Below are 21,962 nucleotides of genomic sequence, written 5' to 3' on the forward strand. Positions count from 1 at the left end.
CGGGTTGGCGTCGCCTCTGAGGCATGTGGTTCGACTCCCACTAGTCAACCGGGCGAAAAAGTGGAAGCCACACCCGGCTTTCTTCTTCACCCGACATCGCCGTCCAGTCTTCGAAGAAGACCTCGACCGGTAGCCCCACGCAGATGTCGTCAACCGACACATCCACGATCGTCGTGATGAGTCTGACGTCGGGTTCCTCTGCCAGCTCGACCATCGCCACGATGTACGGAGGGTCGAGACCGGGGATCCATTGCTGTCGGTTGACGGTATATGCGGCTACGGTGCCCTTGCCGGAAACGGGCTCCGGTGCGACGTCGGTGCTCCGGCAGCGCCAGCATGCAGGGCCAGGCGGATGGAAGTAATGCCCACAGTGGTGGCAGCGGTTGATCATCAGTTCTCCGTTGCCGCCGCCGGTCCAGAACGCCATTGATTCGGCTGTCGGACTGGGCGCCAGCCGCACCCGAGGTCTGCTGTATGCGGTGTCACGCGTCATGCGCTGGTCCTCCTGGCAAATCGCGGTCGGTCAACTCCGCTTTGATGTCAACCGCACGATTGGGAATGGTGGCCCGTCTTCGTCTGAATCTCGTCGTATGACTTGCTGCACTTGGTGACGACCTTCCACAGCCGCTCGCGATCTCGGTCGTCGGACTGCGCCGGTTGAACTGTCACCGCGAAACGCATTCTCTCGAAGTTGATTCCCGATGTCGAGAATCGCCTCGCGCCGACGCTGTGCAGCAGCAGTTTGGGCAACAGCATCATCCGATGATTGATCCACTATTGATTCGCTGATAGACGGTGTGGTGCGAGCAGGCGCACTTATGAAACGGTTTTCGGGCCGGAGAAGCCATGACCTTTAGTTTGGCACAGCGGGGCGGCCATCCCGATGCTGATCGATACGGCGACAGGCTTCCGACATGTTCGTAAAGCAGTGAGGGTTTGGGATTCGTAACCCGGGACCAGGGGTATGCGCGTAGCGCCCCTCAAGCCGAGACCTCGGGTGAACCTCCGCGCTGCTGGGCCAAGGACCCAAAGTGCGTTCGCAACAGCGTAATCGGTGAGAACCGAGGGACGTTCCGCAAGGTTTTCTGCACGGCGCCATCGTGTCGGTCACTGCTGGCGCGCGATCTGCTCCAACAGCGGTCGCGTCCGGTAGGCAACGACGTCGTATATCGCGACCGACATCGTCGTGCGCTCAACCCCGGGCACCGCGAGAACCGAGCCGGTCACGCGATAGAGGTCGTCCGCATCGGTTGCCGCCAAGCCGATTAACAGATCGGCCACGCCTGAGAACCCGGTAGCCTGGGTCACCCGACTGACGGTCCAGCGCGGCGATGACTTCCTCGTGTCAGTGTTGATCGACCACCGTGGTGGTGAAGGCCTTCAACGGATAACCGAGGTCGCGCGGCGAAACGCAGCGGTCGATCGGCGCGAGCACCTTGTCCTGACCCCACCGAGTCAGCCGCACGTGCGCGGTGGTCCGCGCCAGGTTCAGCTCGCTCGCCAGTTGCACTCCGGTGGCGCGGGCGTCACACAGCGCCAACAGCAGTCGGGCGTCGCTGTGATCCAATCTCGTCACGTCGCTCAATATCGCCCGTCACGGCCAGATGGGTTTGGGCAGAGCGCTCAGTCAAGCTGTATCGGCTTGCCCACCAGACATTCTCGTGTAACGCTTGAAAGAGCAATATGCCCCTCCAACACCTAGGTGGTTAACTCAGGTGACAGATCTCGACAGTCGCCCGCCGGACCGGCAGCCCTACGAGTTGGGCAATCGTTACCGGACGGGATCCGGTCCAGTGTTGCTCACCGGTGTGCAGGCGATCGCCCGCGCACTCGTCGAACAGCACGAGCGCGACGCGCGTGCCGGCCGGCAGGTGGCGACGTTCGTCTCGGGGTACCAGGGCAGCCCACTGGGTGGTGTCGACCGAATGCTCGCAGCGATGCCTGACGTTCTGGCGGGACATGAGATCACCTTCGTGCCCGGCCTCAACGAGGAATTAGCGGCCACCTCGGTGTGGGGCAGTCAAGCCGACCTACCCATGGGCACCGCCACTCACGATGGAGTCGTTGGAGTCTGGTACGGCAAGGGACCCGGCTTGGACCGGGCGTCCGACGCCCTCCGGCACGCCAACCTGTATGGCGCCAACCCGCGCGGCGGGATGCTGCTTTTGGTCGGCGACGACCCAGCCTCCAAGTCGTCCACCGTGCCAGTCGTCAGCGAGCGTTCGTTGGCCGCGCTCGAAATCCCGGTTCTGTTCCCGCGCAACGCCCGCGAGATCGTGACGATGGCGATGCACGGTGTGGCAATGTCGCGGGCGTCGGGTTGTGTGGTGGCTCTCAAGATCGTCGCGGATGTGGCCGACGGTGCCTGGTCAGTCGACAGCAGTGACGTCGTCGTCGATATCGTCATACCCCAAGTTCAGTGGGAAGGAAGACCGTTCGTGTACCGTCAGCGGCCGATGGGCGCGCCTGCCACCAGCCTGGACGCCGAGGCCGACCTCTACGGACCCCGTGCCGAGGTCGTTCGCGCCTACGGTGCCGCCAACGGGATCGACGTCATCGAACTCGACTCGCCCAATGCAACCATCGGAATCGCGGCCACGGGAACGACCTTCGATTCCGTGCGGCAGGCGCTGGCCGACCTGGGCGCCGATGACTTCGCACTCCAGAAGGCCGGGATCAGGCTGTTGCGCATCGGCATGCCGACGCCGCTGGGGCCCGACACCGTTGCCTCCTTTGCCGAGGGTCTCGAGGAGATCGTCGTCGTCGAGGACAAGACCGCATTCGTCGAGACCCAGGTTCGCGGCATCCTATACGGACGAACCAGTTTACCGACGATCATCGGCAAGAGGGACGCTGGGGGGCGTCTGCTGATTCCCGCCGACGGCGAACTAACCGCCCAACGCCTGCTGGCTCCGCTGCGTCGCGTGCTCGCTGATCGACTGGAGCTCAAAAAACCTGTCCCGCTGACGCTCCCGCTGGAAGTGCTTTCCACCACACGTGCCGCCTACTTCTGCAGTGGGTGTCCGCACAATCGTTCGACCGCGGTGCCCGACGGTTCCCTGGCCGGTGGCGGGATCGGATGTCACGCCATGGTGACGATGTCGCGCCGTACGGACAGCGCCGTCACCGGACTCACCCAGATGGGCGGGGAGGGCAGCCAGTGGATCGGCCAAGCCCCGTTCACCGACGTGCCCCACCTGTTCCAGAACATCGGCGACGGAACCTTTTTCCACTCTGGACAACTCGCTGTCCAGGCCTGCGTCGCGGCGGGCGTGAACATCACCTACAAGCTGCTCTTCAATGAGGTCGTGGCGATGACCGGCGCCCAGGACGCCGAGGGCGCGCTCACCGTCGCGCAGCTAACCCACAAACTGACCGCAGAGGGTGTCAAGCAGATCATCATCTGCGCCGATGAACCGAAGCGGCACGACAAGCGGGCACTAGCTAAGGGCACCGTCCTCTGGCACCGCGACCGCCTCGACGACGCCCAAAAAAGACTGCGCGCCGTCAAGGGCGTGACCGTTCTGATCTACGACCAGCATTGCGCGGCCGACGCACGCAGGCAACGCAAGCGCGGCACGCTGCCCACCCGCACCACCCGGGTGATCATCAACGAGGCGGTCTGCGAAGGCTGCGGCGACTGCGGCGTCAAGTCGAACTGCCTGTCGGTGCAACCCGTGGATACCGAGTTCGGCCGCAAGACACGGATTGACCAAACCTCTTGCAACACCGACTACAGCTGTCTTGACGGAGACTGCCCGTCCTTCGTCACCGTCGAGGTGAGCCCCGGCAAGAAGCCGCGCACACAGTCGGCGCCCGAGCCTCCGGTGTTGCCCGACCTCGAGGTCGGGCCAATCACCGCCACCCACAACGTCTTCCTCGCCGGGATCGGCGGTACGGGTATAGTCACGGTAAACCAAGTCCTCGCCACGGCAGCGTTGCGTGCCGGCTACGATGTCGAGGGCCTCGATCAGATCGGGCTGAGTCAAAAGGCCGGACCCGTCGTCTCGCACCTGAGATTCGCTGCAGGCACGCTGGATCCGTCCAACCGTCTCACTCCAGGCAGTGCCGACTGCATCGTGGCCTTCGATCTGCTGGCAGCTGTCGACATCAAGAACCTCGAATATGGCGAGCATGCAAAGACGGTCTCCGTAGCGTCGACCAGTAAGACGCCGACCGGTGACATGGTCTACGACAGGACGATCACCTATCCCGAAACGGCATATCTGCTCAACCGCCTTGCTCAGGTGTCGCGCACCGTGCATTCCCTCGACGCCCTGGCCGCCGCGCAGAAGCTGTTCGGCAACGCGGCCTCAGCCAACTTCCTGCTCATCGGAGCCGCCTACCAGGCTGGGGCGCTGCGGCTTCCGGCGGCGTCGATCGAAGAGGCCATTGAAATCAACGGCGTTGCCGTCAAGGCCAACGTCGCCGCCTTCCGCTGGGGACGCGTCGCCATTGCCGACCCGGCCCGCTTCGACGACGTGGTGTCACCCGTACGCGACCGGTGCCCTACAGTGCTGCCTCGGCGCGTCCTTCAGGGCATGGCGTTCTCCGGTGAGGTCGGCGACCTCATCTCACGACGGGCTGCGAACCTCATTCAGTTTCAAAGTGAGAAAGTCGCGCGCCGATACGTGACGCTGCTGCACTTGATTTGGACCGCTGAGCGCGCAGTGGGCGATCGGACCGAGTTCAGTGGGGCCGTCGCGAAGGGGCTATACAAGTTCATGGCATATAAGGACGAGTATGAGGTGGCGCGGCTTCTGACCGACCCGCGGTTTCTCTCATACGTGCGGTCCGAGGTTCCGGCCGGCGAGAACTTGACCTACAAGCTTCACCCGCCCGTCCTGCGGGCGATGGGCCGGAGCAGGAAGATTGGCCTCGGTCCACGAAGCCACGTCGCTCTGCGCATTCTCGCAAAGGGAAAGCGACTGCGCGGGACCAAGTTCGACCCCTTCGGCTATGCGCGCGTCCGGAGGATCGAGCGCGGCCTGCTCGCGGAGTACGTGGATGTCACCACCCGGCTCGCAGGGGAGTTGGACCAGATGAATTACGACCGGGCAGTGGAAGTGGCATGTCTGGCGGACATGGTGCGGGGCTATGAAGACGTCAAACTGGCCAGCGTCGAGGCCTACCACGTCCGGCTGAGAGAGCTCGGAATGACGTCGTCCGGCTAAAGCACGGGGGATCATGGCGTCTGGTCAGTAGGGGTGATCTCGACTTGAGTTACCTTGAAGCGCTTCGTTTTCAGCCTGAATTCGTTCGCATGCTCGTCGCTTAGCAGAGTCGAATCAGTGTGACTGTAAATCGATTTCACGACATGGTTCGACTTCCGGCAGGTCCCCTGAAAGGCTCGCAGTGTCGCGACCTTCTTCTGACGCCGCTTGTGGACGAGCACCTCGCGGACCGACAGCGAGGGCATAGACACCAGGTCGTTTGGCTCCGGCATGTCACAGCGGCGACCGCGATGATCGCGAGGTCACCGACCGTCAGGGGACGGTCGTGACTGCGCCACCGATGTCGAACTGCTGATTAGTCTGGTGCTGCGGGGCGCGGAGATCACCTGACGACATTGTCGATCGTACGTTGCTACATCTCCCGCGACCGCTGCAGGATGGCCACGGCCGAGCATCATATGTCGGTCGTATGTCGGCAACGCGTTTTACCTTGTCGTCCGCGCAGGTGAGCTGATGGAATCAACAGTGCCCCTCCTCCGGAACCAAGATGTACGACAAGCGCATGGGAGGCCAGCGCGGGACGATTCGCCGGGTGCACTGGAAAGCTCTGTGTCGCAGAATGATCGGCGCGAGTCAACAACGCCACCGTTCCGACACCACCGCCCGGCGTGCGAATGCTTTCCTGGCATTTCGCTTGATGGCATGGAACAAATACGGAAACGCAACGGACGATGGAGAAGTGCTGATGGTAGCGCAATTTGAAGGCGCGTCGGCGATCGTCAGCGGTGGCGCTGGCGGCCTCGGCGAGGCAACCGTGCGGCGGCTTCATGCCGATGGCCTAGGAGTGGTCATCGCCGATCTGGACGCCGACAAGGGCAAGGCACTGGCCGACGAGTTGGGCAGCAGGGCAGCATTCGTCAGCACCGACGTCACGAGCCAAGACAGCATCCTCGGCGCAATCGACGGGGCCAATCAGCTCGGGCGGCTGCGCTACGCCGTCATCGCCCACGGAGGTTACGGCGTCGCACAGCGGATCGTACAACGCGACGGCACACCAGCCGACTTCGGCGTCTTCACCAAGACCATCGACCTATACCTCAACGGCACCTACAACATGGCACGGCTCGTGGCCGCGTCCGTCGCGGCTGCCGAACCGCTGGCCAACGGCGAGCGTGGCGCGATGGTGCTGACCGCCTCGATCGCCGGCTACGAAGGCCAAATCGGCCAGACGGCTTATGCCGCTGCGAAAGCCGGGGTCATCGGGCTGACGATCGCGGCTGCACGCGACCTCAGTTCGGTGGGCATCAGGGTCAATGCGCTCGCGCCAGGAACGATGAAGACGCCCATCATGGAGGCGGTCGGCGAAGAGGCCATCGCGAAGTTCACCGCCAACATCCCGTTTCCCAAGCGGCTCGGCACACCTGTCGAATTCGCCGACGCTGCTGCGTTCCTGCTCACCAACGGCTACGTCAACGGCGAAGTCTTGCGCCTCGACGGTGCGCAGCGCTTCGGCCCGAAGTAACCCTGAAATGCCCACCCCGCTCACAGGCAATGTCGGGACTGTGGCCGTCGTGTGCGTGGAATGCCAAAACGGCATGCTCGGAGCGGATCCGGCACTACCCGCGCTGGCCGCCGACGCCGGTAAACTCATCGGGAACCTGAGCAGGTTGCTGTGCGCGGCCCGCGCTGCTGGGATACACGTGGTCCATGCGACATACGAGGGAACCCCCGGTGGCAGACCGACGGGGACCGCGCGCCTTTGGCGGGCACTTGGGCAGACCGTAGCCCTGTGGGAACCCGGTGCGACGGCAACCAAGGTCATCGACGAACTACTGTCACCCGGCGACCTCGTACTCGCGCGACACCACGGGTTGTTCCCCACCCTGGACACCGAATTGCTGCCAGTTTTGCGGGAACTAGGAGTTCAGACCATCGTATTGGCCGGTGTATCACTGAATTTGGCTCTGCCACACACGGCAGGGCATGCCAGCCAAGCCGGTTTCGACGTCGTAGTACCGCGAGACGCGGTTGCAGGTACCCCCGCCGTATACGGAGAACAAGTGTTGGACAACACCATTGCGGTGCTGGCCACGCTCACCACAGTTGACGATCTCATCTCCAAATGGTCCGGTTCAGGCACTCTTGGGGCTAGCGCGTGACCCGGCGTGCGCCGCAGCGCCTCACCATTGGGGTTGCGCGCCTAGGCCGTGGCCGACGCCATCGATTCGAACTCGAACAGCGAAGGAAGCAATGACAGACATCCTCAGCGGGATCCGCGTCGTCGAACTGGCAGCATGGACGTTCGTCCCTGCAGCGGGTGCGGTGCTGGCCGATTGGGGCGCGGACGTCATCAAGGTAGAGCACCCGGAGACCGGTGATCCGCAGCGCGGCCTCATCAGCTCTGGACTGGTCACCGCCGCTGGGGGCGTGAACCACTTCATAGAACAGCCGAACCGAAACAAGCGAAGCATCGGCCTGGACACCTCGACGCCTGAGGGGCTTGAGTTGCTGATGAAGCTCGTAGAGACGGCCGATGTGTTCCTCACCAACCTGTTGCCGGACTCCCGGCAGAGGATGGGTGTCGACGTCGAACAGATTCGGGCTCGCAATCCCGAAATCATCTACGCACGGGGTCACGGCTACGGCGCTCGCGGAGACCTGCGCGCGCAAGGGGGTTACGATCTCGCTGCCTACTGGGCCCGCGGCGGTATCGGCGAGGCCTACCGCGATGGCGACGGTTCATATCCGCCGCTTCAACGGTCGGCTTTCGGTGACTCCTACGGCGGCCTGGCCATCGCCGCTGGAGTCGCTGCGGCCCTGGTCAAACGTGAGCGCACGAAAGAGCCATCCATCGTGGATGTTTCACTACTCAGCGCCGCCATCTGGCAACTGGGCCCGGATATCGTCGGTGCAGGCATCACCGGTCAGGACATTCCGAAGTTCTCTCTCGAGGAGATGCCGAACCCAGTGGCCAACATGTACAAGACCCGTGACGACCGTTTCATCGCGTTCGTTCTGCTGCAGGCCGACCGGTTCTGGTCGGAGTTTTGCACCCGGCTGGGCCGTCCCGACCTCATCGACGACACGCGATTCGCCAGTGCCCCGGTTCGTTTCGGCAACCGCGTGGACTGCATCGCCGAGCTGCGTCGAACCTTCGCATCCGAGGACCTGTCACACTGGGAGAAGGCATTCAAAGACTTCGAGGGCGTGTGGGACGTCATGCGGACCGCGCGCGAGGTGCATGACGATCCGCAGGTGATCGCCAACGGCTACCTACCGCGGGTGACCGATGCCAAGGGCAACGAGTTCGCCTTGGCGGCAAGCCCGGTGCAATTCGACGAGACCGAGGTCTCGCTCACCCGTGCGCCAGGGCACGGAGAGCACACCGATGCGTTGCTCGCGGAGCTTGGCTTCACCGAAGACGAGATCATCGACTTCAAGATCAACTCGGTGGTGTTGTGATGGGTTCGCAAGGCCGCGCACGGTGAGCATTTCACTACTTCTGGAAATGGCGGTCTCGGGCAGTCCCGGCCGTGTTGCGTTGGTCGACGACGATATTCGGTTGAGTGCCGACGAGCTGAGCATGCTTGCGGACGGTGGATCGGGTGTGGTGGCGAAGGCTGGGGTGTCGCACGTCGTCTATGTGGGCACCGGGGGAGCGATGCTCCCGCTGCTGATCTTTTCCTCGGCTCGGGCGAACGTACCGTTCACGCCGTTGAACTATCGTCTGAGCGTCGACGGCCTGCGTCAGCTCGTCGAGCGGCTGCGCGATCCGCTGGTCGTGGTGGACGGCGACTATCGCGACATCGTGGCCGGCTGGGCCCAGCCGGTGATGAACTCCGATGACTTCATCGCAGCTGCGCGATCGGCGGAGCCTGCTGACGTGTTCGCCGATCCCGACGATGTCGCGATCGTGCTGTTCACCTCCGGCACCACGTCACAACCCAAAGCCGTTGAGCTGACGCACAACAATCTGACCAGCTATGTCACCGGCACCGTCGAATTCGGTTCCGCCGATCCCACCGATGCCGCATTGGTATGCGTCCCGCCCTACCACATCGCCGGTGTAGGCGCGGTGCTGTCGAACGTCTACGCCGGTCGCAGGATCGTGTACCAGCGCCGGTTCGATGCGCGGGATTGGGTGCGTCTGGTTCGCGCAGAGGGGGTGACAACTGCGACGGTCGTCCCGACGATGTTGGATCGCATCGTCGCTGTGTTGGAGCAGGAATTCACCGAGCTGCCGACGTTGCGCAACCTTGCCTACGGCGGATCCAAGGTCGCCCAGCCGCTGGTGCGCAAGGCGCTCAAAATGCTGCCGAAGGTGGGCTTCGTCAATGCCTACGGATTGACCGAGACCAGCTCGACGATCGCGGTGCTCACCCCAGACGATCATCGCCATTCGCTCGACAACGTCGACCCCGTCGTGGCACGTCGGTTGAGCTCCGTCGGCCGCCCCGTTCCAGGCATCGAGGTCGAGATCCGTGATGACGAGGGCCATGTGGTCGCTCCATGCGAGACCGGCGAGCTGTTCGTGCGCGGCCCACAAGTCTCCGGACGGTACGCCGAAACCGGCTCAACGCTTGACGCGCAAGGTTGGTTCTCAACCAAAGACGTTGCGTCGGTCGACGAGGAAGGCTATCTCTTCGTCGGCGGCCGGTCTGATGACACCATAATTCGCGGAGGTGAGAACATCGCGCCCTCGGAGATCGAGGACGTGCTTGTCGAGCACCCCGATGTCCGCGAAGTCGTCGTGGTCGGCGTCGACGACGTCCAGTGGGGTCAACTGATCGTCGCCGTGGTCGTGCCCGAGCCTTCAGCCGAGCCCAACGTCGAGGAGTTGCGTGCGTTCGCGCGAAAGAGACTTCGCGGGTCGCGCACGCCCGACCGAATCGTGTTTCGTGAAGCGGTCCCGACCACGCCGACCGGGAAGGTGCTGCGGCGCGAGATCCTGGACGACCTGCTCGCCGCGGCTGGCGAGCAGCCAAGCCGCCCATCGAGATGACAAGGAGAATCGATCATGATCAAAACCGGCGTCCGGCTACAGAGCCAGGTGTGTGACACGCAGGTGATCGTCGTCAAGGCCGCCGACAGCCTCGACAATTTGCGCTGCGGCGGACACCCGATGCTTCCGCTTGGAGCTGAGCAGCCCAACGCCCCCGAGCTCGATCCCACTTTTGCCGATGGGAACGCCATGGGCAAGCGCTATGTCGATGCAGGCGGCGCCGAAGTATTGGTCACCAAGGCCGGTGCGGGCTCGCTCAGCGTAGGCGCGACGGCGCTAACCCTGAAGGAAGCCAAACCATTACCGGCAAGCGACTAACGTGAGAGGACATTCCGCCGTGAGTAACACCGTTGTAGTCGACAACGTCGAAATCGAATATGACGACATGGGGTCGGGGCCGCCTTTGGTTTTCGTCCACGGCGTCTACGTAACCGGAGCGCTGTGGGGCGACGTGGCAGCGCGGCTGTCGAGGTCATACCGATGCATTGTGCCGACTTGGCCATTCGGCGCGCAACGCAAGGCCGTTGGTGCGGGCGTTGACATTGGCGTGGAGGCGGCCGGCCGACGAATCCTCAAACTGCTTGAGATTCTCGATCTTTCCGATGTCACGTTGGTGGCGAACGACACCGGCGGCGGTATCGTGCTGGCAGCGCTGGGCAACAACCTGGACGACTTCGACAGGGTGTCGCGGCTGGTGTTCACCAACTGTGACAGTTTCGAGCACTTCCCGCCCTCCGGCTTCGCCCCCCTCGCGCGGCTATGCAGATTCAACACGACACTCGGCGCAGGGGTCTTGCGGCTTTTGGCGACCAAGCCAGGCCTGGACATGTTCGCATCGAAGGTCACCCGTCACGGCATTGACAAGGCTCGCCGGAACGAAATATTCGGCGGCTTCGCCAGCTCGGCCGAGGTCCGGCGAGAGGCGGTCGGGCTCACCGCAGACCTGGACCCCCGCTATACGCTGGCTGCCACCCCGGCGATAAACGCCTGGGAGAAGCCAGTGCTGCTCGCCTGGGGCAATGCCGACGAGCTATTTCCGATCAGTCATGCCGAACGGCTCGCCGGCGCGTTTCCGCATGCCGTGCTGCACGCCATCGACGACGGCTCAACCTATGTCATGCTGGATCAGCCGGATGAAACCGCCAGCGCTATAGCCGAATTCATCAAACGCACCACCAAGTGACCCAGCCGCTGGCGGTGGAGCTTCGCCGAAGTCGCGAACCGCGTGAATCAGTCGGTTGACGCGCGACTTTGGCTGGTGACATCCAGTTCCCGTCGAGGATGATGACCAACTGAGGACGGGCCGACACGCCAGAACATGTCGATGCCCGGTGTCAAAGCCTCTCGACTAAAAATTCTGTTCGTGTTCAACGCGTGAACCCGAACAGGAATTTTGATCGCGTCATCGCGTCATCGCGCACCTGTGCACCCCACTTCGTGGTCAGCACACCCGGCAAAAGAAAACATGGGTTGCTCGTTGTCGTGCTCAGCCCTTAGGTCTCACTGGCCCTTTCGAGGAGCCAGTCGTCTCAGGCCACCTCGATGACCATCGCGGCGCCCATGCCTCCGCCTGCGCACATCGAGAGAACGCCGATGCCGCCGCCGCGTCGGCGTAGTTCGTAAATGGCCGAGGTAACCATCCGCGCGCCGGTCGCGGCGATGGGATGGCCCAGGCTGATGCCCGAGCCGTAGACGTTGACGATTTCCTCGTCGAGTCCGAGTTCACGGGTGCAGGCCACCACTTGGGCGGCGAACGCCTCGTTGATCTCGAACAGTGCGACGTCCCGAAGCGTGAGGCCGGCGAGGCCGAGCGCCTTGGGAATTGCGGTGATCGGACCGCTACCCGTCCGGTTGGGCGGTACGCCCACCACGCTCCACGAAAGGATGTGCGCCAAAACGTCTTCCGTGGTGTCGGGGGCGGCCAGCGCCACCACCGCGGCCGCGTCGTTGACCCCGGACGAATTGCCCGCGGTGATCGTGAAGCCGTCGATCTCGGGATGGAGCACCTTGAGTCCTGCGAGGGTCTCCAGCGCGGCGTTGCGGCGCGGATGCTCGTCTGCGGCGAAAGTGATCGTGCTCCCGTCGGCCTGCGGAACCTGGATCGGCACGATCTCTTCGACGAATGAGCCTGCGTCCGAGGCCTTGACGGCCCGCTGATGGCTTCGCAGCGCCCAATCATCCTGGGCCTGACGGGAAATGCCGTACTGCGCCGCGCAGTTGTGGCCGACGGTGATCGTCATGTCCAGGGCAGGCGCGTCTGCTGTCGATGGATGGGACAGTGGGAACCACGGGTCTTCGTAGTCGTCGGCTGTAGTGCCGCCGCTGAAGGGCTTTCGTTTTCTCAATAGTGGTGCTGTTGAGGAGGATTCCATGCCGCCTGCGAGGACGGCCCGGCTCATGCCTGCCGCGATCTGTCCTGCGCCGATGGCGATCGCCGAGAGGCTCGACGCGCACTGCCGGTTGACGGCTAGACCGGGCACGTTGGTCAGGCCGAGGTCGACTGCGACGTAACGAGCGCTGTCGCCGCCACCTTGCATGCTTTCCGCGAGTACCAGGTCGTCGAAATCGGCTGTGCCCAGTCCGGAGCGCTGCACCACATCGGCGACCACTGGCTTTGCCAGCTCGGTCGCCGGCATGTTCGCCAACGTGCCCTTGCGTGCCGTTCCGATCGGCGTACGGGCAGCGGCCACGATGGCTGCGCGGGACGTGGTTTTGGCCATGTGTCTCCCTAGTTGGTGCTCGGGGTTGAACCTGGATTCCGGGCAAGGTTAAGGGTCACCGCATGTCGCGCAGATGTCATCACTCTCGACACGCCAACGACATCCGATCGCGATGATCCTGGCGACCATGGACGACTCGCTCGACGAACGATTGCTTGGCATCCCGATGACCGCCAGCGGCGACGTAGATGTGTATTCCGGCGTCGCGAGGCTGTCCGGGCGGATCTGGGCACGCGAAGTACGCGTTGCCGGTGCCAGCTGCCGCACCGCGGTTCTTCTCAACCACCCAACGTCGAACTTTCTCGGGCACTACCTGCTCGAGTCGCTCGCCAAGACCGGTGTGGCGGCGGTTGGCATGTGTACTCGCTATGTCGGCAACGACAGCACCTTGATGCTCGAAAATTGCGTGCTCGACGTCGACGCGGCGGTCAAGCATCTTCGACGCGACTACGATCACGTCGTGCTGCTCGGCAACTCTGGCGGCGGCGAGCTGACCCCGCTGTTCCAGGGACAAGCGGAGAATCCGACGATCACCGGTTATCCGGGAGGTGGCGGGGTCGACCTCACCACGGCGGGATTGCAGCCCGCCGACGCAGTGATCCTGCTCAACGCCCATCCGAGCCGAGCCCTGATCCGGACACTGTGGCTGGATCCGGCCATCCTCGACGAGGAGCGTCCGTTCGATCGGGATCCGGCGCTGGACATGTTCAACCCAGAGAACGGCCCGCCGTACTCCGAGGAGTTCGTCACCGCCTATCGAGCGGGACAGCGACGCCGCGCCGAGAAGATCACCGCATGGGTGAAAGCCAAGATGGCCGAGGTCAATCAGCGTTTCGATGGAGCGCTTAACGACTTGCCCTTCGTCGTGCACGGGACGACGGCCGACTTGCGCGCACTCGACGGATCGATCGACCCCAGCGATCGCCCGGTGGGCAAGACGTTGTGGGGGCGTCCGGACGTTTCGAATTACATGCCGACGTCGCTGGCTCATTTCAGCTCCCTTCGGTCCTGGCTGAGCCAGTGGAGCCTGGCTGACAGCAACGGAGGCGCCCACAACCTGCGCAGTGTGTCGGTACCCATCCTCATCCTGCACGGCACCGCCGACGAAGCCGTGCCACCGATTCACGTGCAGGACTTCATCTCCAACATCACCCACGACGACTGGGAATACCACCAGCTGCCTGGCGTGACGCACTACTTCGAGGGAAAGCACGACCTGTTCGACACCGTGGCCAAGCAGATTCACACATGGTTGGACGAGCACGACCTGCTCTAAGACGTGGTGGGCCTTCGCTTTTGCGCCTGGCTCACTCTTCGGCATGGAAAGGCGATGTACGCTGAGCACCCAGACCACACATTCGTCACCGATAGACGACATTGACGCGCTACAGGACATCGCTGACCATGTCCTGTGGCTAGCCACCTCAATGGTTCACCACGCCAACAGAATTCGTCCAAACTCCAGCGGGATGAAGGTCGGAGGCCACCAAGCTTCCTGCGCGTCGATGGTCGAGATCATGACGTCGCTGTACTTCGAGCACCTGCAGGCTGGTGACCGGGTGGCGGTCAAGCCGCATGCCTCACCGGTGCTGCACAGTATCAACTACTTGCTCGGCACTCTCGATGAGAGCTATCTGAGCCGGCTGCGCGAACGTGGCGGACTGCAAAGTTATCCCAGTCGAACCAAGGACCCCGATCCGGTCGATTACTCGACCGGATCGGTTGGAATCGGGGCGACCGCGCCGATTTGGGGTGCGATCGCGCGCCGCTACGTGGACACCGCATTCGGCGGCGCCGCAGGGGGCAGGCAGTACTCCCTTGTCGGTGACGCGGAACTGGATGAAGGTGCGGTGTGGGAGGCGGTCCTCGATCCTTCTGTTAGCGAACTCGGTGAGATCGTATGGATCGTCGACATGAATCGTCAGTCACTCGACCGCATCGTGCCCAACATCGCAGCCGCTCGGATGGCGTCGATGTTCTCGGCAAACGGCTGGCAGGTCATCGAGCTGAAGTTCGGCAAGCTCCTTGAGGCGCTGTTCGAGCGACCGGGCGGTGAATCGCTGCAACAGCGGATCCTGGACATGCCAAACTCCGAATACCAACGCCTCTTACGCTGCTCAGCTGAAGAGCTGCGTTCACGCTTGCCCGGTGAGGGCCCCCATGCCGCAGCCATCGCGGCATTGATCGCCGAACTCGATGACGATGCACTGGTCCGGACGTTCGCGAACCTCGGCGGGCACGACCTGCGCTCGTTACGAGAAGTGTTTGCCCAGATCGACGACACCCGGCCGACGGCCATCATCGCTTACACGATAAAGGGCCATCGTCTGCCAATCCAGGGGCATCCACAGAATCACTCGTCGTTGCTGAGCGCCGAACAGTTCGATGAGCTTGCGACACGGTTGGGCAAGGATCCGGCGCGGCCGTGGGTCAGGCCCGCTTCCGACTCGCCGGCCGCACACATCTGCCAAGCCGCCGCAATGCGTCTTCATCGCGCTCCTGTCGAACCCGTCGTCGCCCCGGTGGTTCCCGTCGCACTGGGACGAAAACCATTGCCCTTCACAACTACCCAGGCCGCGCTGGGTCGCACGTTGTTGGACCTGTCGCGGGAGGCTCCCGAGATCGCGAGGAGGGTGGTCACGGTCAGCCCCGATGTCACCTCCACCACCAATCTCGCCGGTTGGCTGAACAAGGTTGGTGTCTGGTCTCCTAGCGACCGTCTCAACTGGTTTCACGACGACAACGAGACCGTCATGCATTGGCGCGAGCGGCCCAACGGTCAGCACATCGAGCTCGGCATTGCCGAGACCAACCTCGTCGGCTTGCTGGGTGAGCTTGGTGCGACGTGGAGTCGCTGGGGGCAGCCCTTGTTTCCCATCGGCGTCGTCTATGACCCGTTCGTCGAGCGCGCGTTGGAGCCATGGTCTTTCGGCATCTACGCGGGAGGCCAGTCCATTCTCGTCGGTACACCTGCAGGGGTTACCTTGTCGGCCGAGGGTGGGGCGCACCAATCGATCAAGACGCCGTCGATCGGCATCGAGCAACCCGGCTGTACGGCGTATGAACCGGCATTCGCCGTCGAGGTCGAGTGGATATTGCTGCATTGTCTGTCACGGCTGGGCCGCGCCGATGGGCGCTCGGCGTACCTTCGACTGTCCACCCGACCGGTTCGGCAAGAACTGTGCGCGCTTCCAAATGATCCGGCGGCCGTCGAACGACGCAGGCGCCAAGTGATCGCTGGCGCCTATGCGCTGCGTCCATGTCCGCAGCCGGCGGTGACGATTGCCGTCGTAGGCGCTCTGGCCACCGAAGGGCTTGAGGCCGCGGACCGATTGGCCCACATGGGAATCGCCGTGGAGGTAATCTGCGTGACCAGCGCGGGTCTGCTCTTCGAGGCGATGCAGGGGCGCCGTGGCCGCAGCGACTCGCCTAGTTGGATCCTCGATCAGGTCTTTCCGGCCGAGCGTGCCGCGCCCATGGTCACCGTTCTCGACGGACATCCGCACACGTTGGCCTTTCTACCGTCGATCAACAAGGTGTCGGGCAGGTCGCTAGGAGTAAGTGAGTTCGGTCAGTCCGGCTCGCTCGAGGAGGTCTTCAGCTGGCACGGCATCGACACGGGCAGCATCGTGCGCGCCGCGCTCGACCTGACCGATTGAACCAGCACCGGCCAAAGTGGAGGGAACCAGTGTATGAGGGGCGAACCGTCGATCAAGCACCTCGATGACGTACCAGCCGAGGAGATGCTGCGTTACGAATTCGCCGATGGCCGTACCGCATCGATTTGGGAAAAGTGGATTGAACTGTCGCCCAGGTACATTGCGTTCTGGAACAGATGGGATCCCGGCGCCATCTCGCCTCGACATGGGCACATGGGCGATCACAGCAATTTCATACTGGCGGGGGAGCTCCGTTGCGGCGACGTCGTGGCACGCGCTGGAACACACATCATGCTCGAATGGGGTGATGTGTTCGGGCCCTGGGAGGCCGGCGCACAGGGATGCGAATTGTACGGGTTCGTCGCCGGCGAGGGCCAGGCGTTCAGCGGTGACACGGCAGCCTACGACGCGCTGCTCAACGCGCGAGGGGCACGAAATGTCCCGCTGCCCATGCCCGAACGGTTGCCACCGTGGATGCTCGCGAAACTCAGTGCCGACGTCACGTCATCCGTCACTCGATGGCGTACGCCGCGAGAGAACAAGTGAGATAGGGGAGCGTCGTGCGCTACAACCTGCTGTTCCCAATGCGGGCCGTCAAACACTGGAATCGATGGTGTGGTGGAGCGGGCATCGCCGACGTCGCGAAAGTCCTGGAAGAGGTGGGTTTTGACGCATTTTCGATGTCAGAACACCCGTATCCGGATAAGGGCTGGCTGGCCCGCGGCGGGCACCACGCGTTCGATCCCTTTGTTTCGCTGAGTTTCGCCGCTGCTGCGACGACCCGCATCCGGTTGATCACGTACCTTCTGGTGTCCGGATATCGCAGCCCATACCTTGCGGCGAAGGGGGCCGCAAGTCTCGACCTGTTGTCAGGGGGGCGCTTCACGCTTGGTACCGGTCCTGGCTACCTCGAATCTGAATTTGCAGCGTTGGGAGCAGATTTCGATCGCCGCGGTGCTCTGCTGGATGAGGCGATCAGTGCATGGAAAGCGACCTGGGCCGGTGTGGACCACACTGGTCCTGCATTCGGGGTAAGCGGTCACATCGCCCTGCCGCCACCGAGGAGCATCAACGGCCCTCCCATTTGGATCGGCGGCAATGGTGCGGCGGCGCAACGCCGCGTCGTCCAAGTGGCCGACGGCTGGATGCCGATGGCTGCGTCAGGCGAGTTGGCCGCGATCACCGGCATGCGGGCACTCACTGACCTCGAGACACTCGGTGATTGGGTTGCGACGGTGAACGACCGACGTGCAGACGCGGGTCGGGGGCCTGCAGACGTCTCCTTCGTTCCGTTCGAGGCCGACTTGCTCTCCACTGGCGACTGCGCAGCGTTCTGTGCGGCCCTCGAACCCCGGCTGGCGGCCTACGCCGACGCCGGCGTCACATGGCTCACCGTCGAGCCGGCGAGTAAAAACTTCACCGAGTTCTGCACGGACGTAAAGGTGCTGGCGTCACGCCTGATCCGCCGTTGAGCGGGTATCGGACGTGACACTGCCTCACCTCTTCCGTCGCATGAATGGACCTTCCGTCACAGGCCGAGATTGCGGCCGATGATGTCCTTCATGATCTCGGTGGTGCCGCCGAAGATCGTCAAGATGCGGTTGTCCATGTAGTCGCGCGCCACCCGATACTCGGTCATGTAGCCGTAACCTCCGTGCAGTTGCACGCAACCGTCGATCACCTTCTTGGCAGTTTCGGTACACCACCACTTGGCCTTGGCTGCCTCGATAGCCGTCAGCTCGCCGTCGATGACCGCACGCAGACAGCGATCGACGTACTGCTCGCCGATCTCGAGTTCGGTGTCCATCTCAGCGAGCAAGAACCGATTATGCTGAAAACTCCCGATGGATTGACCAAAAGCCCTGCGGTCCTTGGCGTATTGCAAGGTCTGGCGCCACGTCTCTCGAGCGCCCGCGATCGCCGAGATGGCGATGGACAGCCGCTCCGAGGGCAAATTGTGCATCAGCTGATAAAACCCTCGACCTTCAGTGCCCAACACATTGGTCGACGGCACGCGGACGTTGTCGAAGTTCAGTTCGGCGGTGTCCTGATAATGCAGGCCCATCTTGTCGAGCTTGCGCCCCCTGGTGAATCCCTCCATGCCGGATTCGACCACCAGTAGTGAGAATCCCTTGTGCCCGGCGTCCGGATCGGTGCGGCAAACCACCACGATGAGATCGCAGTTGATGCCCGACGAGATGAATGTCTTGGCGCCGTTGAGGACCCAATCGTCACCGTCGCGCACGGCCGACGTGCGCATGCCTGCTACGTCGCTGCCGGCGCCGGGCTCGGTCATTCCGAGCGCGACGATCAATTCGCCGCTGATTATGCCAGGCAGCCAGCGTTCTTTCTGTTCGTGGTCACACAACGATGAAAAGTACGGGCCCACAACGTCATTCTGCAGGCTGAGAGCCGGCGCGGGACCGCCGTAGCGGGCAATTTCCTCGTCTATGACTGCGTTGAACCGAAAGTCGTTCACACCGCCGCCGCCGTACTCCTCTGGCATGTTGAATCCGATGAGTCCGTACTTTCCCGCGGCGACCCAAGCGGAGCGGTCGACCAACCGGTCAGCCTCCCACTTCTCGGCGTTCGGCTCCAGTTCACGCTCGATGAAGTCGCGCACCGAATCGCGGAATGCCTCGTGCTCGGATTCCAGGACAAGCCGTTTCATCTTCCTTCACTTCCTCTACCGTCGTCGCTTCTGATCTCGTGTGTGTCCTGGGCCGCGCCCAGGTGCTCAGCGCGGTGATCCATCCGAAGGTCCTCGCTCAAAATTTCAGCATTGCGCCGGCATCGACCTTGAGCTGCAAGCCCGTCACGAAGCGGGACTCGTCGGAGGCGAGAAAACACACGGCATTGGAGATGTCCGATGGTTCGACATACGGTGTGGGCAACGCATGCATGACGGGAAACGCCAGAAGTGCATCGTCGCGGGTGGGCGCCTGCATGTCCGGGCGGAACTGTCGGTACATGGGATCGTTGTTCAGCATCGCGGTGTTGACGTTCGTCGGGTGCACGACGTTGGCACGAATCGAGTGCGGAGCCAATTGCGCTGCCAGCGCAAGAGTGTACGAATCCACCAGCTGCTTGGCGTAGCTGTAGCCCGCTCCGCCTGGTCCTTGTGGACCTCCTGTCCCCGGCGGTTGAGACGCTGCGACGAGCCCGGCGACCGAACCGGTGGTGATGATCGACGCGCCCGACTTCAGGTACGGCAACGCGGCGTGGACAGTGTTGACGACGCCGATGAAGTCGACGTCAAAGGCGTCGACGAAGGCCTGAATCGGAAGGTCTGCACCGAGCGGGCAAATGCCCGCGTTGGCGATCACGACGTCGAGCTTGCCGAATTCGGCTACAGCGCTGGCGAGTTCGTCGGCCATCGCGGCACGATCGCGGACGTCGACCTCTGCGGTGTAGGCCCTCCGCCCGGTCTTCTCCACCTCGAGACCGGCCTCTTCGAGATCGAACGGAGTCGCCAAGGGGTATTCGTTGACCTCGATGTCACGACAAATGTCGAAGAGGATGACATCCGCACCCTCCTCGGCCAATTTGACCGCGTGGCTGCGGCCCTGGCCGCGAGCGCCACCGGTGATCAAGACCACTTTGTCCTGTACTCGTCCCATCAAATTGCCTTCCATACGGGTTGACGTTGGGCCTGACATCAGGTCTTCGGGTAGCCAATGACCTTGGTTTGCAAGTGCTGTTCGAAGCCTTCAGTACCGTTTTGTCTGCCGATACCACTCATCTTGTAGCCGCCGAATGGTGCATCCGCGCCGTAGAACATCGCGGTGTTGACCGCCATGGACGCCGTCCGGATGCGGCGGGCCGCGGCTACGGCCCGATCTGTCGATCCCATGACCGCACCGGCCAGCCCGTACAACGAATTGTTGGCCAGTTCAACTGCTTCGTCGTCGCCACCGTCGTAGGGCGTGATCGTCAGTACGGGACCGAATATCTCCTCTTGAAAGATCCGCATGTCAGGGGTGACATCGGCGAAGACCGTCGGCGCCACGAAATAGCCGCGGTCGCAGCCCACGGGTGCGGCCCCGCCCACCGTGAGCCTGGCGCCCTGCGCCTTTCCGGTCTCGATGAGCGCAAGCACGCGCTCGCGTTGTTTGGCAGAGATCAGTGGACCGCAAAAGTTGTCCGGGTCGGAAGGGTCGCCGACCCCGACCGCAGCGACCGCTGCCGTCACGAAATCTATGGATTCCGCGTAGTGCTTGCGTGGGACGAGGATTCGGGCAGCCACCGCACAGCCCTGCCCGGAGTGAGTGAGGGCAGCGAGGGAACTGGCCAGCGCCGATGGAAGGTCCGCGTCGTCAAGAATCAGATGGGCCGATTTTCCACCCAACTCGAGGAGGGTGGGTTTCATCGTTTCGGCGGTGAGCCGCTGGATCAGCCGGCCGATCTCCGTGGAGCCGGTGAACGAGATCATCTCGACACGGGGATCGGTGAGTAGCTGTTCAGCGACGCCGTTGTTGGAAGTGGTGACGATATTCACCACACCCGCCGGAATGTCGGTGTGCTCAGCGATGATTCGCCCCCACCGAAGTGCGCTCCAGGGCGTTTCGATGGCCGGTTTCAGCACCATGGTGTTGCCGGTCGCCAGGATCTGGCCAATCTTGTTGCTGATGATTTCGAACGGAAAGTTCCACGCGGTGATGGCGCCGACGACACCCATTGGCTCCTTGACGACGACACGGTGGTAGGGCTCACCCAACTTGGCGTCCTCTTCCAGCATCCGCTCCCAGGGAAACTCGCTTATGTACTCGGCCGGCCAGCGAACGGCGTCGGCAAGTGGCCAGTCGAGTTGAGCCATGTAGGTCGAGGGGAGGGGGGCGCCAACCTCTGCGACCAGTTCAGCACGGATGGCTTCCTTCTCCTGCTGCAGCGCTTCGTGCAGTTGCCGTAGGCAATGCTGACGAAATGCGTGATTGGTCGACCAGTCGGTGGTGTCGAACGCCGAGCGGGCGGCGGTGATCGCCTGCTCCATGTCGTCGGCGTTGGCGTCGGAACACACACCCATGACTTCTTCAGTGGCGGGGTTGACGTTGTCGGCGGTGTGCCCCGTCGACGACCCGCGCAACTCGCCACCGATGTAGAGGCGCGCTTCAGGATCGAAATTGACGGAGCTGGCTGCGATCGATGAAGCGGTCACTGCGTGGCCTTTCTATGGAGAGGTGTCAGCTTGGAAGCCGATCTGTTTTCAACACTGAGGGTGGCCGTGCGCCCGGACGACGGCCTCTCGTGATGAGGACCTCAGCGTCGTATGTCACTACCCGGCTTGGCCGCAGAGGCCGATGTGGTGGTCATTGGCGACCATAACGACACCGGCATGTCGGAAGCCTGTCGCCGCATGGACTTCGACGACGGTCCCCTGCCATCATCGAAGCGTCCTTATAGCCCAGGG

18 protein-coding genes are annotated in these 21,962 nt (G+C 63.1%); 11 read left to right on the forward strand and 7 right to left on the reverse strand.

Translation table 11 applies throughout. From position 1 onward, the window contains the following. Positions 1–40: 40 nt before the first annotated feature. The 3 genes from ACZYYX_RS17560 to ACZYYX_RS17570 form a co-directional block, all read right to left on the reverse strand. Positions 41–493 carry a Zn-ribbon domain-containing OB-fold protein gene (locus ACZYYX_RS17560; RefSeq protein ID WP_463815879.1) on the reverse strand — a complete coding sequence of 151 codons (453 nt, stop codon included), beginning with the start codon at positions 491–493 and terminating at the stop codon, positions 41–43. A 614-nt stretch (positions 494–1,107) separates the two neighbouring features. Beyond that, positions 1,108–1,308, reverse strand: coding sequence for a hypothetical protein (locus tag ACZYYX_RS17565; protein WP_463815880.1), 201 nt, complete (start codon positions 1,306–1,308; stop codon positions 1,108–1,110). 37 nt (positions 1,309–1,345) lie between these two features. After that, positions 1,346–1,576, reverse strand: a complete 231-nt coding sequence (locus tag ACZYYX_RS17570; RefSeq protein WP_463815881.1) for a hypothetical protein — start codon at positions 1,574–1,576, stop codon at positions 1,346–1,348. A gap of 139 nt (positions 1,577–1,715) precedes the next feature. Between ACZYYX_RS17570 and ACZYYX_RS17575 the strand changes: the two genes are divergently transcribed. The 7 genes from ACZYYX_RS17575 (at position 1,716) to ACZYYX_RS17605 (ending at position 11,359) form a co-directional block, all read left to right on the forward strand. After that, complete coding sequence (locus ACZYYX_RS17575; RefSeq protein ID WP_463815882.1) at positions 1,716–5,174, forward strand: indolepyruvate ferredoxin oxidoreductase family protein; 3,459 nt, start codon at positions 1,716–1,718, stop codon at positions 5,172–5,174. Between the two features lie 742 nt (positions 5,175–5,916). Then, positions 5,917–6,696 (forward strand): SDR family oxidoreductase, encoded by a 780-nt coding sequence (locus tag ACZYYX_RS17580; protein WP_463816488.1) that lies wholly within the window; start codon positions 5,917–5,919, stop codon positions 6,694–6,696. 7 nt (positions 6,697–6,703) lie between these two features. Beyond that, the gene (locus ACZYYX_RS17585) at positions 6,704–7,333 is read left to right on the forward strand and encodes a cysteine hydrolase family protein (protein WP_463815883.1); all 630 of its coding nucleotides are present in this window, start codon (positions 6,704–6,706) and stop codon (positions 7,331–7,333) included. Between the two features lie 91 nt (positions 7,334–7,424). Continuing rightward, a complete protein-coding gene (locus ACZYYX_RS17590) occupies positions 7,425–8,636 on the forward strand; it encodes a CaiB/BaiF CoA transferase family protein (protein ID WP_463815884.1) in 1,212 nt (403 codons plus the stop codon). A gap of 22 nt (positions 8,637–8,658) precedes the next feature. Beyond that, positions 8,659–10,176, forward strand: a complete 1,518-nt coding sequence (locus ACZYYX_RS17595) for a class I adenylate-forming enzyme family protein (RefSeq protein WP_463815885.1) — start codon at positions 8,659–8,661, stop codon at positions 10,174–10,176. 15 nt (positions 10,177–10,191) lie between these two features. Then, entirely contained in the window at positions 10,192–10,494 is a 303-nt protein-coding gene (locus tag ACZYYX_RS17600) for a hypothetical protein (protein WP_463815886.1), read from the forward strand. A gap of 19 nt (positions 10,495–10,513) precedes the next feature. Then, a complete protein-coding gene (locus tag ACZYYX_RS17605) occupies positions 10,514–11,359 on the forward strand; it encodes an alpha/beta fold hydrolase (protein ID WP_463815887.1) in 846 nt (281 codons plus the stop codon). A gap of 346 nt (positions 11,360–11,705) precedes the next feature. Here ACZYYX_RS17605 and ACZYYX_RS17610 read toward each other — a convergent pair whose 3' ends face one another. Further along, a complete protein-coding gene (locus ACZYYX_RS17610; protein WP_463815888.1) occupies positions 11,706–12,896 on the reverse strand; it encodes a thiolase family protein in 1,191 nt (396 codons plus the stop codon). A gap of 127 nt (positions 12,897–13,023) precedes the next feature. On the opposite strand from ACZYYX_RS17610, the gene ACZYYX_RS17615 reads away from it, so the two are divergent. The 4 genes from ACZYYX_RS17615 (at position 13,024) to ACZYYX_RS17630 (ending at position 18,027) form a co-directional block, all read left to right on the forward strand. Further along, positions 13,024–14,172: an alpha/beta hydrolase gene (locus tag ACZYYX_RS17615; RefSeq protein WP_463815889.1), complete on the forward strand. Its 1,149-nt coding sequence runs from the start codon at positions 13,024–13,026 to the stop codon at positions 14,170–14,172. A 151-nt stretch (positions 14,173–14,323) separates the two neighbouring features. After that, positions 14,324–16,555 (forward strand): transketolase-like TK C-terminal-containing protein, encoded by a 2,232-nt coding sequence (locus ACZYYX_RS17620; protein ID WP_463815890.1) that lies wholly within the window; start codon positions 14,324–14,326, stop codon positions 16,553–16,555. A 33-nt stretch (positions 16,556–16,588) separates the two neighbouring features. Then, a complete protein-coding gene (locus ACZYYX_RS17625; protein WP_463815891.1) occupies positions 16,589–17,101 on the forward strand; it encodes a cupin domain-containing protein in 513 nt (170 codons plus the stop codon). Positions 17,102–17,115: 14 nt separating this feature from the next. Continuing rightward, positions 17,116–18,027, forward strand: a complete 912-nt coding sequence (locus ACZYYX_RS17630) for an LLM class F420-dependent oxidoreductase (RefSeq protein ID WP_463815892.1) — start codon at positions 17,116–17,118, stop codon at positions 18,025–18,027. Positions 18,028–18,083: 56 nt separating this feature from the next. Here ACZYYX_RS17630 and ACZYYX_RS17635 read toward each other — a convergent pair whose 3' ends face one another. From ACZYYX_RS17635 to ACZYYX_RS17645, 3 genes are all read right to left on the reverse strand, one after another. Then, positions 18,084–19,226, reverse strand: coding sequence for an acyl-CoA dehydrogenase family protein (locus ACZYYX_RS17635; protein ID WP_463815893.1), 1,143 nt, complete (start codon positions 19,224–19,226; stop codon positions 18,084–18,086). 97 nt (positions 19,227–19,323) lie between these two features. Next, the gene (locus tag ACZYYX_RS17640) at positions 19,324–20,175 is read right to left on the reverse strand and encodes a mycofactocin-coupled SDR family oxidoreductase (protein ID WP_463816489.1); all 852 of its coding nucleotides are present in this window, start codon (positions 20,173–20,175) and stop codon (positions 19,324–19,326) included. Positions 20,176–20,213: 38 nt separating this feature from the next. After that, positions 20,214–21,710: an aldehyde dehydrogenase family protein gene (locus ACZYYX_RS17645; RefSeq protein ID WP_463815894.1), complete on the reverse strand. Its 1,497-nt coding sequence runs from the start codon at positions 21,708–21,710 to the stop codon at positions 20,214–20,216. Between the last annotated feature and the right edge of the window lie 252 nt (positions 21,711–21,962).

This window comes from Mycobacterium sp. IDUB_1 (assembly GCF_055419625.1).